Source organism: Hymenobacter sp. (genome assembly GCF_036388155.1).
Taxonomy (GTDB): domain Bacteria; phylum Bacteroidota; class Bacteroidia; order Cytophagales; family Hymenobacteraceae; genus Hymenobacter.
On the sequence record NZ_DASVSI010000088.1, the window covers coordinates 24,975 to 41,564 of the forward strand.

Annotated in this window: 11 protein-coding genes; 2 read left to right on the top strand and 9 right to left on the bottom strand. The window is 63.0% G+C overall.

The genetic code is table 11. The features are described 5' to 3' along the window. Nucleotides 1-18 precede the first annotated feature (18 nt). Entirely contained in the window at nucleotides 19-753 is a 735-nt protein-coding gene (locus VF629_RS12360) for a LytTR family DNA-binding domain-containing protein (protein WP_331058792.1), read from the top strand. A gap of 19 nt (nucleotides 754-772) precedes the next feature. On the opposite strand, the gene VF629_RS12365 is transcribed toward VF629_RS12360, so the two are convergent. From VF629_RS12365 to VF629_RS12405, 9 genes are all read right to left on the bottom strand, one after another. Beyond that, entirely contained in the window at nucleotides 773-3,898 is a 3,126-nt protein-coding gene (locus VF629_RS12365; RefSeq protein ID WP_331058793.1) for a lantibiotic dehydratase, read from the bottom strand. A 69-nt stretch (nucleotides 3,899-3,967) separates the two neighbouring features. Next, nucleotides 3,968-4,987 carry a hypothetical protein gene (locus VF629_RS12370; protein ID WP_331058794.1) on the bottom strand — a complete coding sequence of 340 codons (1,020 nt, stop codon included), beginning with the start codon at nucleotides 4,985-4,987 and terminating at the stop codon, nucleotides 3,968-3,970. Nucleotides 4,988-5,034: 47 nt separating this feature from the next. Then, complete coding sequence (locus VF629_RS12375; RefSeq protein ID WP_331058795.1) at nucleotides 5,035-7,233, bottom strand: peptidase domain-containing ABC transporter; 2,199 nt, start codon at nucleotides 7,231-7,233, stop codon at nucleotides 5,035-5,037. 19 nt (nucleotides 7,234-7,252) lie between these two features. Next, complete coding sequence (locus VF629_RS12380; RefSeq protein WP_331058796.1) at nucleotides 7,253-8,482, bottom strand: lanthionine synthetase LanC family protein; 1,230 nt, start codon at nucleotides 8,480-8,482, stop codon at nucleotides 7,253-7,255. Nucleotides 8,483-8,541: 59 nt separating this feature from the next. Further along, a complete protein-coding gene (locus tag VF629_RS12385) occupies nucleotides 8,542-10,965 on the bottom strand; it encodes an outer membrane beta-barrel protein (RefSeq protein WP_331058797.1) in 2,424 nt (807 codons plus the stop codon). A 90-nt stretch (nucleotides 10,966-11,055) separates the two neighbouring features. Further along, nucleotides 11,056-11,745, bottom strand: coding sequence for a hypothetical protein (locus tag VF629_RS12390; RefSeq protein ID WP_331058798.1), 690 nt, complete (start codon nucleotides 11,743-11,745; stop codon nucleotides 11,056-11,058). 9 nt (nucleotides 11,746-11,754) lie between these two features. Further along, a complete protein-coding gene (locus VF629_RS12395) occupies nucleotides 11,755-14,910 on the bottom strand; it encodes a lantibiotic dehydratase (protein ID WP_331058799.1) in 3,156 nt (1,051 codons plus the stop codon). 336 nt (nucleotides 14,911-15,246) lie between these two features. Next, nucleotides 15,247-15,438: a class I lanthipeptide gene (locus VF629_RS12400; RefSeq protein WP_331058800.1), complete on the bottom strand. Its 192-nt coding sequence runs from the start codon at nucleotides 15,436-15,438 to the stop codon at nucleotides 15,247-15,249. 259 nt (nucleotides 15,439-15,697) lie between these two features. Further along, a complete protein-coding gene (locus VF629_RS12405; RefSeq protein WP_331058801.1) occupies nucleotides 15,698-15,865 on the bottom strand; it encodes a hypothetical protein in 168 nt (55 codons plus the stop codon). Between the two features lie 487 nt (nucleotides 15,866-16,352). On the opposite strand from VF629_RS12405, the gene VF629_RS12410 reads away from it, so the two are divergent. Then, the coding region (locus VF629_RS12410; protein WP_331058802.1) for a hypothetical protein at nucleotides 16,353-16,590 on the top strand (238 nt) is incomplete at its 3' end.

Genomic DNA, 16,590 nt, shown 5'->3' on the forward strand with positions numbered 1-16,590 from the left:
TTCCTACCCTTTCTACCCATGATTACCTGTTTTCTGGTTGATGACGAACAAAGCGCCATCGATATCCTGCGCGCTTTTATTGACAAAACGCCCTTCCTAACGTTGGTGGGCAGCAGCAGCAACCCCCTGGAGGCGCTGGGCATTCTGCAAAACCAGCCCGTGGATTTGCTGTTTCTCGACATCCACATGCCCCAACTCTCGGGCTTGGACCTCATGCGGCTCATGCCCGGCCGCACGCGCGTTATCCTGACCACGGCCTACAGCGAATTTGCCGTCGAAGGCTTCGAACTCAACGTGCTCGACTACCTGCTCAAGCCCATTGCGTTCGAGCGCTTCCTGAAAGCTGCCCAAAAGGCCCTCAACACGGCCATTGAGCCGGCGGCGCGCTGGCAGCCCGAAGAAAAGCCCGATACCTACATCTTCGTCAAGACGGAGAGCAAGGGCAAGATGACGAAGGTTGACTTCGATGAAATCATGTTTGTGGAAGGCATGAAGAACTACGTCTCCATCAACACCAGCACCGAGCGCATCATCACGCTGTTAAACATCAAAGACCTGGAGGACCGATTGCCGGGCAAGCAGTTCATGCGGGTGCACAAGTCGTACATCGTGTCGCTGGACAAAATCCGGGCCCTGGACGGCAACCAGATTCTGCTGAAGGGCATGAAGGCCTACGTCCCGCTGGGCGAAACCTACCGCACGGCATTTTTTGAAGCGCTGCAGGAAAAGGTCATGGGCAGTGGCCGCAAATAGTCCGCGCCCGGCCTTGTGCCTAAACCGCTGCCCGCGCCTGGCAGGCTTGGTAATGCCGGTGCAGAAAATCGTAGAGCACGAGTTCGTGCAGGCGGGCCTCGGCGGGCAGCAGGCGGTTGAGGAGCATGTGCGCATAGCTGGCCAACAGCTCATCCAGAGGTACTTCGAGTTCGCCGGCGGCCTCCAGCGCGAGCAACGGCTGCACGGCGGCGGCCAACTCCGGGGCGGGCGGCGCCTCGGCCTCACCCAGGGCCAGTTGCATGGCGGCGCGTTGGGTTCGGTATTTGGCATCGAGCTGCTGCCGCAGGGCTTTGGTCATGCCAAACTCCTGGGCAAAAGCCGCCCGCAGGCGGGCCAGCAGCGCCAGCTTGCGCGCCAGCGGGTAGCCAAAGGCAGTCAGCAGCTCGTCCAGCGCCGTCAGTCCCCACAGCCAAAGGCCGGGTAGGGTGCCCTCGGCATCGGCTTGGGCCATGTGGGCGAGCAGCGCCTGGCTCTGGTAGCCAAAAAGCATTTCGGTAGCGCCGATGCTGCGGCGGCCGTAGCGCTCCAATTCCCGGTTATACGTGTCTGCCTGAATTTTCCAAACGCCGGAAGGGCCGCTGACGGCGGCCAGGTACTCGCTCACCAAGCCCACCACTTCGCCCAGCCGGCTGGGCGCGGCCACGTGCCAGCGCACGCGCAGGTGGTTGTCGGGGTCTGCGTAGCGAATAAAAAACCAGGTGTCGATTAAGCCCCGCGAGCACAAGTCGGCCGCCAGGGGGCGCAGTACATCAAGCAGCACCCGGTCGGCAACCAATTGGCCGCAGTAGAGCTTGTAGTAGAGCCATTCGGAACCCAGGGTGAAGGTGCGCTGCACCGATGCCGACTCGGACGGGGCCGGCGGGGCGGGGACGTAGCACGTGGCCTGCCGCAGCAGCAGGGCCAGCCCCTGTGCCACGTAGGGCCGGCCGGCCGCATCGCGCACGGGGCTGGCCGCCGCATCAAACAAAAACTCCTTGAGCACGATGCTCGGGCGGGTGCGGATGGCATCGAGCCAGACCTCCACCAACAACTCGTTTTCGGCATCCACAAAAAGCTCGTTGTCGCCATCGGCCAGGGTGAACAAGCGCGGCAGCTGCCATGCCCGCCGCCAATCCGCCAGCGCTGCCGCCCGCCCAGCAAGCGGAGCCGCGGCCAGGGGTTCCCAATCGGCCGGCGCCAGGCGCCAGGTTGCGGGGGCCAGCACCACCGGCCCGCAGGTCAGCCGCGGCGTAAAGGCCGCCTCCGGGGCAATGGCTTTCCAGTCGATGCCCAAGTGGGGCTGCAAGCCTTGGGTTTGCAAATCGCACAGGAACTGGTAGACCGGCAGCATATCGCCGCCAAAGTTGTGCGCCGTGCTCAACCGGGGCACGATGCGCTCCCCCGTGGCGGCCACGCGCAGGTCCAGCTGGCCGCCGCGCGCGGCCAGCGCGAGGCCCTGCACGCGCAGCTGCTGGGAGGCCGGCCGGGTGGACTGCGCCAAATAAGGGATTTCGAAGGACCTGAAGTGGGGCCGCTGCAGCAAGTTGCCGATGCGGCTGGCGGGCAGGTGGCTAATCTCGGCAAAGGCCACTCCGGGGTTCTGCGCTTGTTCGTGAGCAGTCAGTTCCTCGATGAGGGGGCCAATGCCTGGCACGGCGTGGACAAAGCGCCCAAGCAGGTTGGCCGCGCTCGAGCCACCCGCACTTTCCAGCAGCATTCGGTGGCCATCGATGAGGCGAAACAGCACTCCCATTGAGGGCGGCAGCGGCAGCACCCCTGGGGCCAACCCGGCCGCGCGCAGGCCAGCGGCCGTCAGGTCGAGGCTATAGCAGCGGGTGCGCTCGGCCGCGCGCAACTGCTGGAGAAGCCACTGCTGGGCCGCGCTCAACGAGGCAGGGCGCAGCACCCGGCCGGCACCGGGTAGGACCAGGTCGTGAACTAAAGTCGAGTAGCGGTTACGCCCATAGCTGGCATAGGGCACGCCACTTTCCGTGTCGAGGGCAACGAGCAGGGGCACGGCTTGCCCCTCGTAGCGCTCTTCAAAGCGGCGAGCAAAGTCCGTGAGCCGGGTGTTTTCGGGGGACGCCGAGAGGTAGGAAAGCACTGTCAGGGCCTCCAGAAGGGGGCCTTGCAGTGCCGCGTCAAGGCTGGCCGGGCTGGTGCTGGCGGTTGAACCAGCTTTCTGGCTGGGGCCAGCGGCCAAGCCATGCTGGGCATCGGTTTGAAAGAGCTTGCCCGCTTCAACGGGCACGCCCAGTGGCGCAAGCAGCGCCTCAATGCGCTGGTATGCGGCGGCGGAGTTGGCTCCCGGCGCGTCGAGCTGAGCCAGCGCCTGCTGCACGGCAGTCAGGGTAGCCAGCAGCGCGGGCAAAGCCGGGTCAGAAACCTGAGCCGCCAAGCGCCGCACCACCGCTAGTAGGTGAACAAAAAACTCGTCGCCGGTGACGGTGGGCTCCAATTCGCTTACCAGCAGTTGAGCCGCCACGAGGTCCGCCAGAAAATTGGCTACTTCCGCGGTTTCGGCGGCGTCGTTTTCAGCAAGCAGGGCGGCTGCCAGTTGGGGGAGGGTGCGGCCCTGCTCGGCCAGGGCCAGTACTTGTACCACGGCTTCGGACGCTTCAACGGCGCTAATCTGGTGCGTGCAGCGGCCGTCCAGATCGTACTGCCGCTCGATGTAGCGAATGGCCGGGCCGAGGTGGTAAAGGCTGGTATTGGGCCAGAAGCGCAAGCCGGACTGCACGTCGGGCCGGGCCGCCAGGTGCTGGGCTAGGGCGCAGAGGTAGTGCATGTCGAGGCGGGTATAGCGCCCGTGCTGGCAGGGGCGCAGCTCGAGGCAGCTTTTATCGCCCCACGCCAGCACCGAGCAACCGGCAAACAGCCCAAATGGCGTGCTGCGGCTCATAAAGCGAGCATAGTAGCGCGTGAGGGTGCCGCGTAGCCGTTCTATCTTTCGTGCGTCGGTCAACTCGTTGCGCTGCCACTTGCCGCACTCGGCGTGTAGCGCGGGCGAGGCCAGGTAAATGGCCTCCATGAACCCGTCGTCGGTGAGGGCGGCCTGCACGCTTGCAGCCGTGATGTCCAGCGTAAAAGGGCGCGCCGGGGTACGCAGGATAAGCTGCGGATGGAAAGAGTAGACGGATTTCATGCCGAACCAGGTAGGTAGTTGGCATAAAGCTACTCGTTCGGGCCGGGGCGCTGGCCGGGCGTTGCGCCCCTAGGCCGCCAGCCGGATGGCGCGGCCTTCGGGGTCGGTAATGTGGTGGCGGGCAAAGTCCCGGATGGAACGGCTGATGGGCTGATGCGCAGCGGCCGGCACTTCCTGACGACTATGCCAGATGACCTGAGCCAATAAATTGGCTTTTAACACATTGTAATTAGGCGCAACGGCTTCGTCGGCCAAAAATCCGAGTACGTTTTCCAGAAAGGCAGCGGGGCCCTGCTCAAAATAGGAATCTTTCACGTACAGCCAGTTGTAAAGCACCACCCGGTTGTAAGTAGTGGTTTCGAGCTGGGCCAGCAGGTCTTTGTAGAAGAAGCGGTGGTAGAACGCGTTGTCGTGCGTGGCGTGGTCCATGCTGCCCATGTTCTGGTGGGCTATTTGGCGCAGCACCGCGTGCAGGGTGCCCTCCCGCAAAATGGGCGTTTGAGCCAGGGTGGCGGCGTCCCAATCGTCGATGAGCAAGCCGCTGCTCCGGCCCGAGTGCATGAGCGTGGCCACGTTGCGCAGCAGGAGGTGCGCCTCGTCGTCGTGCCCCTGCTTGAAATGAATATTGGCAATGTTCTGCAGCTGCTCGATGCGCCGATAGATAAACGCCCCGAAACCGCGGCGCTCCAGGTCGGCGCTCAGGTACAGGCCCTCCCGCAGCATGCCGATGGCCCGGTCGGCGTCGCGGGCCTTGTAATGGTAGTTGCCCCAGGCGGAGAGCCGGAAAAGCGTGGCGTAATCGAGGGCGTTGGGGGGCAGGGCCGGCCGCAACGCATCGGTGCTTTGGAGCTGGGCCAGGGCCGCCTCCAGCTGGTTTTCGCGGCACAGCAGCACCGCTTTGAAGTACTCGGCGATGATGTAGTCGGTTTCGCGGTGGAGGGCCTCGCCAACCTGGGCGCGCAGCTCGTTGCTGAGCAGGGCCCCGAACAGGGCCTGGCTGTTGTAGCTTTTGAGGCCGTCGGCGGCCGTGAGCCGGCGCAGCTCCAGGACAGACAGTTTTTCGGCAAATACCTGAAGTTGGATCGTCATGGCGCTACGGAAAAAAGTGAGAGAATGGGTTATGCTACTAGTGGGGCTTAGTTGCCCAGTTCCAGCTGGTTTTTGATGAGAGTGAAGTAGTAGCCGCGCTGGCTCACCAGTTCTTCGTGGCTGCCCTGCTCGGTCACCTGGCCGTCGTTGAGCACAATGATGTTGTCGGCGTTTTTGACCGTGCTCAGGCGGTGGGCCACGATGAGGACGGTTTTGCCCTCGAAAAACGCGTTGAGGCGCTCCATTATCACTTTTTCGTTGTGCGCGTCCAGGGCGCTGGTGGCCTCGTCGAGGAAGATGTAGTCGGGGTTTTTGTACACCATGCGGGCAATGAGCACGCGCTGGCGCTGGCCGCCGCTCAGGCCCTTGCCGTCTTCCCCGATTTTCGTGTGCAGGCCCAGCGGGAGGCCGCGCACGTACTGGTCGAGGTTGGCCACATGCAGGGCCCGGTTGATGGCCGCCTCGTCGCGGTGTTCGGCATCCAGGGCAATGTTATTGCCGATGGTGTCGGAAAAGATGAAGCCGTCCTGCATCACCACGCCGCAGTGCTGCCGCCAGTGGCGGGGGCTGATGCGGTCCACGTCAGTTTCGCTCACCAGCACCTGTCCATCCGAAGGGTGGCAGATGCGCAGCAGCAGCTTGAGCAAGGTCGTTTTACCCGAGCCGCTCGCTCCCACGATGGCCGTGGTTTTGCCCTCCGGCACCTCGAAGCTCAAGTGCCGAAGGGTGGGCTTGTTGCCCGCGCCGGGGTACACGAACGACACGTCGCGCAACGTGAGGCTGCGCCCGGCGGGCAACGTTGCCTGGTAGTCCTTGTGGGGGTCTTCCTCCTCCACCAGGGCCTGCACCTGGCCCAGGCGCTCCATGCTGATTTTGGCGTCCTGGTAAGTTTGCAAAAAGGCCGCCAGCTGGGCAATGGGGCTGTTCATTTGGCCCACAATGAACTGGATGGCCATCATGTCGCCCAGGCTCATCTGCTGGTTCATGACGAGGCGCGCGGCCAAGAAGAGGATGAAAATGTTCTTGGCCTGGTTGATGAACGTGGAGCCCACCTGCTGGTACTGGCTCAGGGCCAACGACTGCACGTTGAAGCGAAACAAACGGGCCTGGATGCCTTCCCACTCCCAGATTTTCTGCGTGCCGCAATCGTTGATTTTTATTTCGTAGATGCCGCTGATGAGCTGCAGGGTCTTGGCCCGGTTCTGCGCCGATATCTCGAAGCGCTTGAAATCGAGTTGCTTGCGGCGGGCCAGAAACAGGTAAATCCACGCGAAGTAGAGGGCGCTGCCGCCCATAAAAATCCAGCAGATGTTGGGGTTGTAGGCATAGAGGATGCAGCCAAACACGCTGAAGGTTATCATCGAAAACAGGGTGTTGAGCGAGCTGCCGGTGAGCAGGGCCTCCACCCGCCGGTGGTCTTCGATGCGCTGTAAAATGTCGCTGTTGAGCTTGGTGTCAAAAAAGGAGAGCGGCAGGCGCAGCAGCTTGTGCAGGAAGTCGGAAAGCACGGCCACGTTGACGCGGGCCGTGACGTGGAGCAGTATCCAGCCCCGAATCAACTCGACCGACGTTTGGCCCAGCGTGATGAGCAGCTGGCCGAACAGGATGACGTACACGAAGTTGAGGTCGTGGCCCCGGATGCCGATATCGACCAAGCCTTTGGTGAGGAACGGCAATACCAGCTGGATGAGGGCCCCCACCACCAGGCCGGCCAACAGCTGCCGCACCAAGGCTTTGTACTGCCAGATGTGGCCTAGCAGCTGGCTGATGCCGGCGTTGGCGGGCTGCACGTCGTCTTCGGCCTGAAAGAAAGCCGGCATGGGGCTGAGCAACATCACGATGCCGGCGGCCTTGCCGTGGAGGGTGGTGTAGGCCCAGTTGTTGAGGAATTCCTCGCGGGTGTAGGTGTGCAGGCCGCTGGCCGGGTCCGAGACGTACACCTTGTTGCGCTTCACCTTGTAGAGCACCACGAAGTGGTTTTTGCGCCAATGCACGATGCAGGGCAGCACGGCCTGCTCAGCGAGCTTCTCGAACGTCATATTGCCGCCGATGGCCTGAATGCCCAGCGTTTCGGCGGCCTTGCTGATGCCGAGCAGCGACACGCCCGTCTTGCCTATCTGGCTGAAGGCGCGGATTTTTTCGATGTTGAACAATTTGCCATAGAACTTGCTGATTATCAGGAGGCAGGTGGGGCCGCAGTCCATTACGTCGTGCTGGCGGTAGTGCGGGAAGTTGATAGCAGTCATGGCGGAAGGCAGGAAAAGATTAGGCGAGCCAGATAAACTCGTCAAGCGGCAGCCGTTGCTCGGACAGGGCATGGAGCAGGGTGAGCCCGATGCCCACCAAGCCAAAATTGAATCCCCACTGCACCAATGGGTTATGGCTCACCCGGTGGTAGTTGGTGCTGAAATTGAGGTCCTCGTTCTGGAATACGGCTTGGGATGGAATGGCCTGTAGCCAGCGGGCCCCGGCCGTGGCAAAGGCCGCCACCCCGGTTTGCCGGTACAGGGCGTCGTACACGAGGTAGGCCCCGCTGGTGCCGTACCACACCGAGGCGTCGTGCTCGAAGGGCGCGTGCGGGGCCCCTTCCCGGGTCGAAAGCAGGGCAATGTCAATGGCTTCGGCCAGCAGGGCGTCGTCGCCGAGCACCTTGGCGGCCCGCACCAGGGCGTAGGCCGTGCCGGGGTCGCCGTAGATGAGGCACAGGTTGGGGGTGGGCTCTTCGCGGCCCCGCCAGATGGGAATGCTGGACATGAAGAGGGCGGGGTCCATGCGGGTTTGCAGGACGAAGCGCGACGCGTACCGCAGGAGCCGGGCGCATTTCTCGGGCTCGTAGCCGGCTTCGGCCACGGCCGCCACCAGGTTGATAACCATGGCGCTGCCGTGCGACAGGCCGGTGTACACGCGCGGCTCCTTGATGAGGTGACACGTCCAGTAATAGCCCTCGTCCTTGTCGCCTTCCTGGGCCGCCTGCAGGTAGTTGAGCAAGGCGGTGAGCACGCGCCGGGCGGTGTCGGTGTGCGGCAAGCGGCGCAGGAAGTACTGCCCCACGCCCACGGCGCCATTCACAATTTCCAGGTTTTTGATGGCCAGAAAGTGGTGCAGTCGGTCTTCAAGCAGGGCGTCAAACTGGCGCAGCAACGGCTCGGCTTCCCAGTCCAGGTGGCCGGTTCGCACCAGGTAGCCCAGCAGGGCACCCAGCTCCGCCATTTCCTGGAAGTATTTGGTGCCCCCGTGCGCTTGGTAGGTGAGCGGGTTGAGCCGCGTCAGCACTTGCTCCAGCTGTTGCAGGGCCAGGGCGTAGTAGCGGTCGTCGCCCGTGAAAGCCGCGTAGTGGCAGTTGAAAAGCAGCAGCCCGCCCTGGCTCTGCGCCACCCCAAAGTTGGGGAGCTCCACGGGCGTGTCCCCGCTCAAACGGCCGGCAATGGCTTGCAGCAGCTCGGTCAGTTCGGCAGTGGTGGCGGTGGGGAGGGCAGGGGCGTCCACGGTGTTCATGCGAGTTGGGTAAAGGGCCGTTGCGGCAAAGCGTTAGGAAAAATCAAGTCAGCGAGCTGCTATTTGCCAAGGCGGTTTACCTCGTCGGCGTTGCCCCGGGGACCGGTGGATTTGCTCTTCAAATCCGCTTTGCCGAGGTTGTAGGTGAAGGACAGGCGCACCTGGCGCGTGTCGTTGCGCGTCAACTCCTCCGACACCACCGGTATCAGGGTGGACGATACCCGAAAGTTGGTCTGGTAGAACAAGTCCACCACCGTCAGATTCAGCGAAGCCCGCTTCTGGAGGAAGGACCGGCGCAGCCCCACCGACACGTAGGAGTAAGCGTCAAAATCAAACAAGCCGTTGAACGAGGGCGAATTGTAGAGCCCGTACACGCGGGCCGACCAGCCGCTGCCCCAGGTCAGGGTGTGGTCAGTGCTGAGCGTAACCGTCACCTTGTGCTTGGCGAGCAGGCCGGCTTCGGCGAGCGGACTCGGAAAGCGCAGCTCCTGGTACTGCACCACGGCGCTGTTGTTGATGCTCCACCAAGAAGCCGGCGCCCAGGGCGCCGTGAGCGTGGCGCTGGCCAGGTGGCGCTGGGGCAGGTTGAGCTGGGTGCTCACAAAGCGCAGGTTGGCAGCCTCGTACACATACACGGCCGAGATGGCTCCCACCGTTTGAGTATACGCCAGTTGCAAGCCAAAGCCCTTGTAGAGGTGGTTCCAGGAGAACGTGTGGGCGTATTCGGGCCGCAGGCGGGCGTTGCCCCGGCGGGTGGTGTAGGGGTCCACGAACCGTTCGTACGGGATGAGGCTTTCGTAGGCGGGGCGGCGCAGGTTCTTGGCGTAGGCCAGCGAAGAGGTGTAGTCGGCGGAGAACTTGTAGTCGGCCCGCAGGTTCGGAAACAGGTTGAAGTAGCTCGAATCGACGCCGCCCGTTACCTGGTAATGGGTGCGCTCGGCGCGCAAGCCGGCTTGCAGGCTCAGCGCCCCGGTGGTGTGGTTGAGGCTGGCGTAGGCGGCGGCCACCTGCTCCTGGTAGCCCAGCTGCGAGAAGGGCGTCAGGGGCTGGGGCTGCCATTCGCCGCCCGCGCCCAGGCGGGTCAGTTCCTGGCGGCTTTCGTTGCGGGTGTCGGTGTACTTGAGGCCGGTTTCGAGGCGCGTGGCGGGACTCCAGTGCTTGCCGTAGTCGGCCCCGGCGGTGTAGATGCGGTAGCTGGCCGGAATGACGTTGCGAAAGCTGGTGCTGGCCAGCACCGTGTCGAGCGGGCCCTGCACCTGCTGGGCAAAGGCCTGCTGCTGGCGGTTGGTGTACGCCGCGTAGTTGGCGGCCACGCCCAGCGTCGAGCCCAGGCTGTCGAGGGTGTGGCGGTAGAAAAGGGCGTAGTTGGAAAAGGCATCGTGCAACTGCACGTCCTGGGCAATGTTGCTCGTGGTCACCCCCTGCTTTTCGCTGAGCACCGTTTGGGCCGCGCCGGTGGCGTCAATGCCCGAGCGCAGCACGTCCACGTCCACGCCCACCGTGGCCCGCGCGCTGGGGTGGTAGTGGAGGCTGCCGCTAAAGCTGCCGTCTTCGCTCACCTTGTCAAGGTCGCTGCGCTGGGCCAGGCCGGCCACGGGCGTGCGGCCCTGGTACAGGGTGCGCGCGCTGGTGCTGCGCTCAAAGCCCCCGCGCCGGTTGAAGCTGCCGCTGGCGGAGAGGTCCAGGGCGGCCGTGCTCACGCGCAGGCCCGCGTTGAGGCCGGCACCGGTTCGCTGGCCCTGGCGGGCGTTGGCCCCCAGGTTGGCCGTCCAGCCCAAGCCCTTGGCCCGCTTGGTATAAATTTCGATGACCCCACCCGACGCGTCCGCGTCGTACTTGGCCGAAGGGTTGCTAATCAACTCAATGTGGTCAATCTGGTCGCCCGGGATGCTGGCCAGCAAGGTTTCGAGGTTGGTGCCGGCCGGAAGGCGCTTGCCGTCAAGCAGGATGAGCACATTTCCCTTCCCGCGGAAGCTGACGCGCCCGTTGATGAGCTGCACCGAAGGCGCTGCGGCCAGTACCTCGGCGGCGCTGTTGCCGGCCGCCAGCAGGCTGCCCGCCACGTTCATGGTTACCCGGTCGGGCTTTTGCTCCAGCAGGGGCTTTTGGGCAATTACCACCACCTCTTCCAGCTTTTGAGCAGCGGCGGTCAGCGGCAGCGGGCCGAGGTCGAGGGGAGCGGTGCCGGCGGCCAGGGTTACGGCTTTGGTGTAGGTGGCGAAGCCCAGCTGCAACACCTGCAGCTGGTAGCTGCCCGGCTTGGTTTGGAGCGTGAAGTGGCCGTTCTCGTCGGTGAGGGCGGCCTGCGCCACCTGGCCACCGGCGGCCTTGAGCACCACATTGGCAAAAGGCACGGCCTCCTGTTTGAGGGAGTCGAGCACGGTGCCGGTGACAACATTTTGGGCGGCCCCCTGGGTAGCCCAAGTCAGCAGCAGGGCCAGCAGCAGGGCCCCGCGGCGCAGATTAGGTACAAGCGCTTTCATACGAAGTATAATTTATGATGCAGGTTTAGCAAGCAGAACGTCGGGTCGGAAATCGGCCGGTATTGAAGCAGGCCCACGGGAAGGGGCAGTTTAGTAGCCCAGCAGACGCTGCAGGATGGGGCGGGCCGGCTGGGGCAGCAGCAACGTGCCATCCAGGGCGGTGAGGCCGGTAAAGTGCCGGGCCAGCGCCACACCCGACAGGCTGTCGAGTTGGCCGTTGTAAGTCACGGTGCCCTCGTGCACCGCAGGGTCCAGGTAGGTCAGGTGGCCACGCAATGCCAGCAGGCTGGTGGTGCGCCCGGCCAGCGGCACTTCCAGGCGCAGCTCCCCGGCGGCGCGCAGTTCGGGCAGCCGGCCCACGGCCAAGCGCCCACTGAAGCGGTAGGCCGTGGCAAGCGGAACCAGCAAGCCCAGCGTGTCGCCGGCGCGGCGCGAACCGGCCGCCAGGTCTTCATACAGCAGCGTGCCCGTGAAGGGGGCACGCTCATCCGCGGCCGGGTTGAGGGGGTAATGCAGCAGCGGCTGTCCCCGGCGCACCACCTGGCCGGCGGGCACCGCCGGCTGCCCGTTAGCCAGGCCCGGGCGCAGGTAGTAGGGCGGGGTGGCGTTCCGCAGGCGCACGGCCAGCACGTTTTGCTCCGGAATGCTGATGCTCGCGGCCAGGGCCCCGAAGCCCAGCACCAGGCCCAGCAGCAATCCACCGCCCACCCGCATTATCCAACGGGGCGGCGTGCCGATGATTTCGGTGATTTCGGCGGAATAAAGGGGGCTCTTTTCCATTGCGGTGGGCTATTGATAGGCCAATTCGGCGCGTGAAACAGTTTTTTGGCGAGCGGCCACCGACTTGTAGTGCTTGCTCAGGTAGTGGTACACCACCAATTCGTGCAGGCGCTGATTGGCCAAAAAAATGCGGTTCAAAAACATGTGCAAGTAGTTCGGCAGCAGCTTTTGCGCGGCGCGGGCGGGCGCGGCGGGCAGCGCGGCATAAGCCGCCGCCAGGGCCGTGCCACGGGCGGCAAACACGGCCACGGCGTCTTCGGTGTAAGCAGTGTCCTGGGCGCAGTCGAGGAAGCCGGCCAATTCGCGGCTCACGGCGCGGTACTTGTCATTGAGCTGATGCGTGAGGTCTGCATTCCCGTTGAATTCCTGAAAAAAGCTGTGGTACAGCTGCTCGGCCAGGGTCAGCTTGGCCGCCGGCGCCAAGCCGAAGGCACTCAGCATCTCATCGACGCCGCGCAGGGCGAAAAGCCACCGGTAACGCTCGCCCTCGTCGCCTTCCAGCAGGTCCAGGAATTGCACCACCGCCCGGCTGTCGTGGTGAAACACGGTTTCGCTGAATTCCATCGTGGCGGCCCCATACCGCTCCAGTTCCCGGTGGTAAGTATCGTATTGAATGGTTTGCACCACCCCGGCCTGCTGCAACCCGGCCAACGCTTGGTGCAGACCCGCGATGATGGCCGCCACCTTGGCGGGGCTGCCGTCGTGCAGCAGGCGCAGGCGCAGGTGGTTGTGCGGGTCGTTGTAGCGAATGAAAAACCACTTCTGCACGATGTGCTGGGCTTCGAATTCTTCGAGGCAGGGTCGCAGGTGGTCGGTCAGCAACTTGTCGCCCCACTTTGCGCCGCAATACACCTTTAAGTAGGTCCACTCGCTGCCAAGGGCGAAGGAGCGCTGCACGGCGGGCTCCGCAGCAGCGGCCTGAACTGGCGCAGGTGCTGGCACGGCCGCCCCGGCACGGGCCAGGGGAATGATGACCTCGTGGAGGTAGCTCTCGCCTTGCCCGTCGGTGAGTAGCTGCGAGGCCGGACATTGCACAAACTCGGTGAGCAGCGCCGCCCCTTTTTTGAGGCGCTGGGCCAGCAGCGTAACGGCCAGTGGGCAGTCGAAGTCAAGCAGCAGTTCGTTGTCGCCCTCTGCCAGTATCACGCGGCCGGGCAATTGGTAGCGCTCCCGAAAAGCAGCCAGGCCGGCCGGCGTGCAAAGCGCGGCCACCTCGTCGTGCGCTTCGGCCGGCAGCAGCCATTGCGCCCGGCGCACGATGATGCGCTTGTACTCAACCCGCGGCAAAAAGGACTGCGTGCCCAGCTGGCCCCAGTCCCAGAGCACGTTGAAGGGCTCGGTCTGCTGCTGCAAGTCGCACAGAAAGCGGTAAATGGCCAGTCCGTTGCGGTAGTTGTGAGCCGAAGTGAGACGGGGCTGCACAACCCGGTTGAGGCGCTTGGAGCGCAGCACCACGCACCCCTGCTGCACCGACACAAGCAAATCGCCCACGGGCAACTGCTGGTCGAGCGGCACCGAGGCCTGGCCCAAAAACGGGATTTCATAGGCCCGCAGCTGGGGCCGCTGGAGGATGTTCCCCACCCGCGCTTCGGGCAGGTGCACCACTTCCGCGAGCAGGGCTTCGCCGGCGGCGGCTTGCTCCTGCGCCCCACAGGCCTGCAGTTGAGCGGCCAGGCCGGCGTCGGCGTGGGCAAAACGGGCCAGCAGCGGCATGGCACCCGGCCCCGCGAAATTCACCAGTTGAAACTTGAACTCGCCCCGGTCCAGGGCCGCGGCATCCGGGGCCAGAAAGCTGCCCATCGCAAACAGCGTGGCGGGCAATTGGGTGGGCTTGGTGGCCGCTACCAGGGCCGTCAGGTCCTGCTCGGTGAGTACCACCGGAGCCGTGCTGTTGACCGGGCGTTCCTGAAATTTGCGGAAGACAAGTTGGCGGTAGGCCGTCCACGAAACTTGTGGGGTACCGGGCTTGCGGGGCACCCGTACGCCGTCCACGAAGGGGGTGTGGTTGGCTTTGCTGCCCGCGATGGGGCCGTAGCCCAGGCCGGCTTCGCCATCCAGCACTTCAAGCAGCGGCACTTCCTGGCCCTCGTAGCGCTCCACAAAGCGTTTGATGAAGGCTTGCAGGTCGGGCGGCACGCCCACTCGGTAGAGGTCAGCCAGCTCGTTTAGCTCTTGAGTGAGCTCGCCCACCGCCGATTGACTCAATGAATTGTGCGTCATGTCCAGCCGCAGGTCGGTCTGAATCAAATCCTTGCTGGTCGCAGCCGGAAACGACTCGCGCACAATCGCCTGCACGGCTTGGTAAGTCGGCACCCCGGTTTGGGCGGCCCCAAGCAGCGCGTCGATTTCCTGCAAAGGCCCCAGCTGGGGATGGGCCGGACTCAGGGCCGCTACTTTGGCCACGAGGCATTGATAAAACTCGGGGCCCGTCACGGTGGGGTCCAACTCGCTCACCAGCACTTGCGCGGCCACCAACTGCGTTACATAAGACTCGGCCCGGTCTTCGGCCACGCCAGCAGTGCCCAGCAGGGCCTGCAGCTGCGCCGGCGTAGCGCCCACCTGGGCCGCCGCCAGCACCTGGTCGAGATAAGGCGAGGCCTTGAGGGCTATGAGGTAGTAATGCCGGCGCTTGTTGCGCATGCGGTATTCGTAGTAGCGGTAAGTCTGCTCTTTTTTGTACAAGCTCGTGTTGATAAATAGCTTGAGCTGCGCCTTGAGCGTGGGCTCGGCCGCCACCTGGCGGGTCACCTCGGCCACGTAGTTCATGTCGAGGCGCGCGTGCTTGTGGGCGCGCCCGGAGCCGGCAGCCAGCTGCAATTGCGTAGCGGCCGTGCCGATGCTGCCCGTGCTGAAGCCGGCAAACAGCCCATAGGGCGTGCTGCGGCTGCTCATGCGCAGCATGTATTTGTAGAGCGTCAGCAGCAGGCGTTCGTCCTGGGCCCCGTCGCCGGCGACCGGTTTGGACAACCACTTGCGTAACTCTTGGTATAACTCGGGACTAGCCAGGTAAATCGCCTCCTGGATTTCCGGGGACTGGTAGAGCACGTGAAGCGCTTGCGCCAGGGCCGCCGGCTCACGGTGCGCATGCAGCCGCAGCAGTCCACTAACGGGCAGCGCGGGCAGCCGCAGCAGGTAAAAATCAAGGGAAGTGAGCGAAGTACGCATGGCGCTAGGTGCGGAAAAACACGTTCGGACGGGCAGGCAAAACGGCGCCGTGGCCGGCATTCATTTTTTATGGACTGGGCGGTAGGTTTAGCGCTTTTTTTATAGTTTGCTCTGCTACCGTATTTACATTTCTATTTTATTGCTTATCAAGTTTTTACAAAGTAGCAGTTTGCTTAAAGCAGACACGCTCGCGCGTGTCTGCTTTAAGGGCAACTAGTCCGGGCTGAAGGTGAGGAGCTCGCCGCTGTGCCTATCACGCCAGGGGGTGCCATAGCGAGCACGGGGAGGGGTAAGGTGAAGGTTCAGGGCAGAGCCAATCACCATCAGCCGACGGGATTAGTCTTCGCTGGACGCGCCCTCGGGCGTGGTCGTCACGATGATGATGACACACGAGCCGTTGCCGCTGGTGCAGGAGGTATCGGCATCGGCGCCGGCACCGCCTTCAATTTGCTGGAGCTGCTCCTCGGTCAGGTTGGCAACGATGTCTTTGCTCAGGTCGAGCTGGTCGGTGAAAAGTACTTTTTTCATCTTGGTAAGTGGTAAATGTGGAAAAATAAGAAATTGCTAATCAGTGGCTTAACCGGTGATGCTGGCAACTGGTAGCGGGCAATAGTCTTCCTGTCGGCCAACAGAAAGGCACTCAAAATCCGGATTCGTTTTAAGGTTAGCGGGGGTAGCGGAGCATGCCGCTCGGGACTACCACCGCACTACCACGGCCGTGAAGTAGGCGGTGGGAAATGCTGGGGCCGGGGTAGGCAGTGGGAAGCAAGGGCACCCCGGCAGTATTTTAAAGCAGGTAATCGTCCTCGTCTTCTTCGAAGGCCCCTTCTTTGGAACAGAAGTCTAGTGACTGTTCCTCGCCGCCGCCGCCCATGACCATCGCTAGGTCGTCCTCGCTGAATGGCTTGAAATCGTATTGCTCTGTAGCAAAGTAGCTGTCATTACCTTTTTTCATGACGATTTGGGGCGATTAATAAGGAGAGGAAAAGAAAGGCTGTATTAACGGGATTGACGAACAGTTACCTGCTTGTAGCCTTTTGTAAGCCAGACAATTTTGACTATGGTGACTACTTGTTAACTGCGCCACCGGCTTTAGTTGCTAGGAATGATTCAAAAGTATTGGACCTTCCTACCCCTGCAAAAAATATTACACCATCCGGAGCATTCACAGGACCAAGGGCCGCGTATTGCGGACATCCTCTTTAGCACATCCCGCTAATTATCTCAATAAGGCAGTCGACGGGTAACCAACAGGTCTGCAATTGACCATCTCATAACTGGCTTTAATTGAAAGTTTGGACCCGAAGTCGCGTTTGGCTTTGCCGAGCGAGGACTACATAAATTCGCGCTACACCTCTACTGGCTGCGCCAGCAATGGGGAGACGGTCAGTTGAGGTGGCCGGGTAAATGTGGACATAATAGGGTCTTATCTTTCGAACGTCATGAAAGACAGCTCCCAATTCGCCGAACGTCGGCGTTGTGACGCCGCCTTCCGCGCCGAAGTGCTGCGCTTGGCCAGCAAAGCCGCTCGCCCCAAGCCGGCCTTGGTTAAAAGTTTGGTCCAAAAGTTAATCGGCCAGAGCCCGAGCCTGCTCCCAGTTGAAGGCGAAGAGGGCTTCGATGTCAAAGCGGAGGGAGTCTTTGAGGGCGTCGTCGGAGAAGTCAAATTCGCCGTGCAGG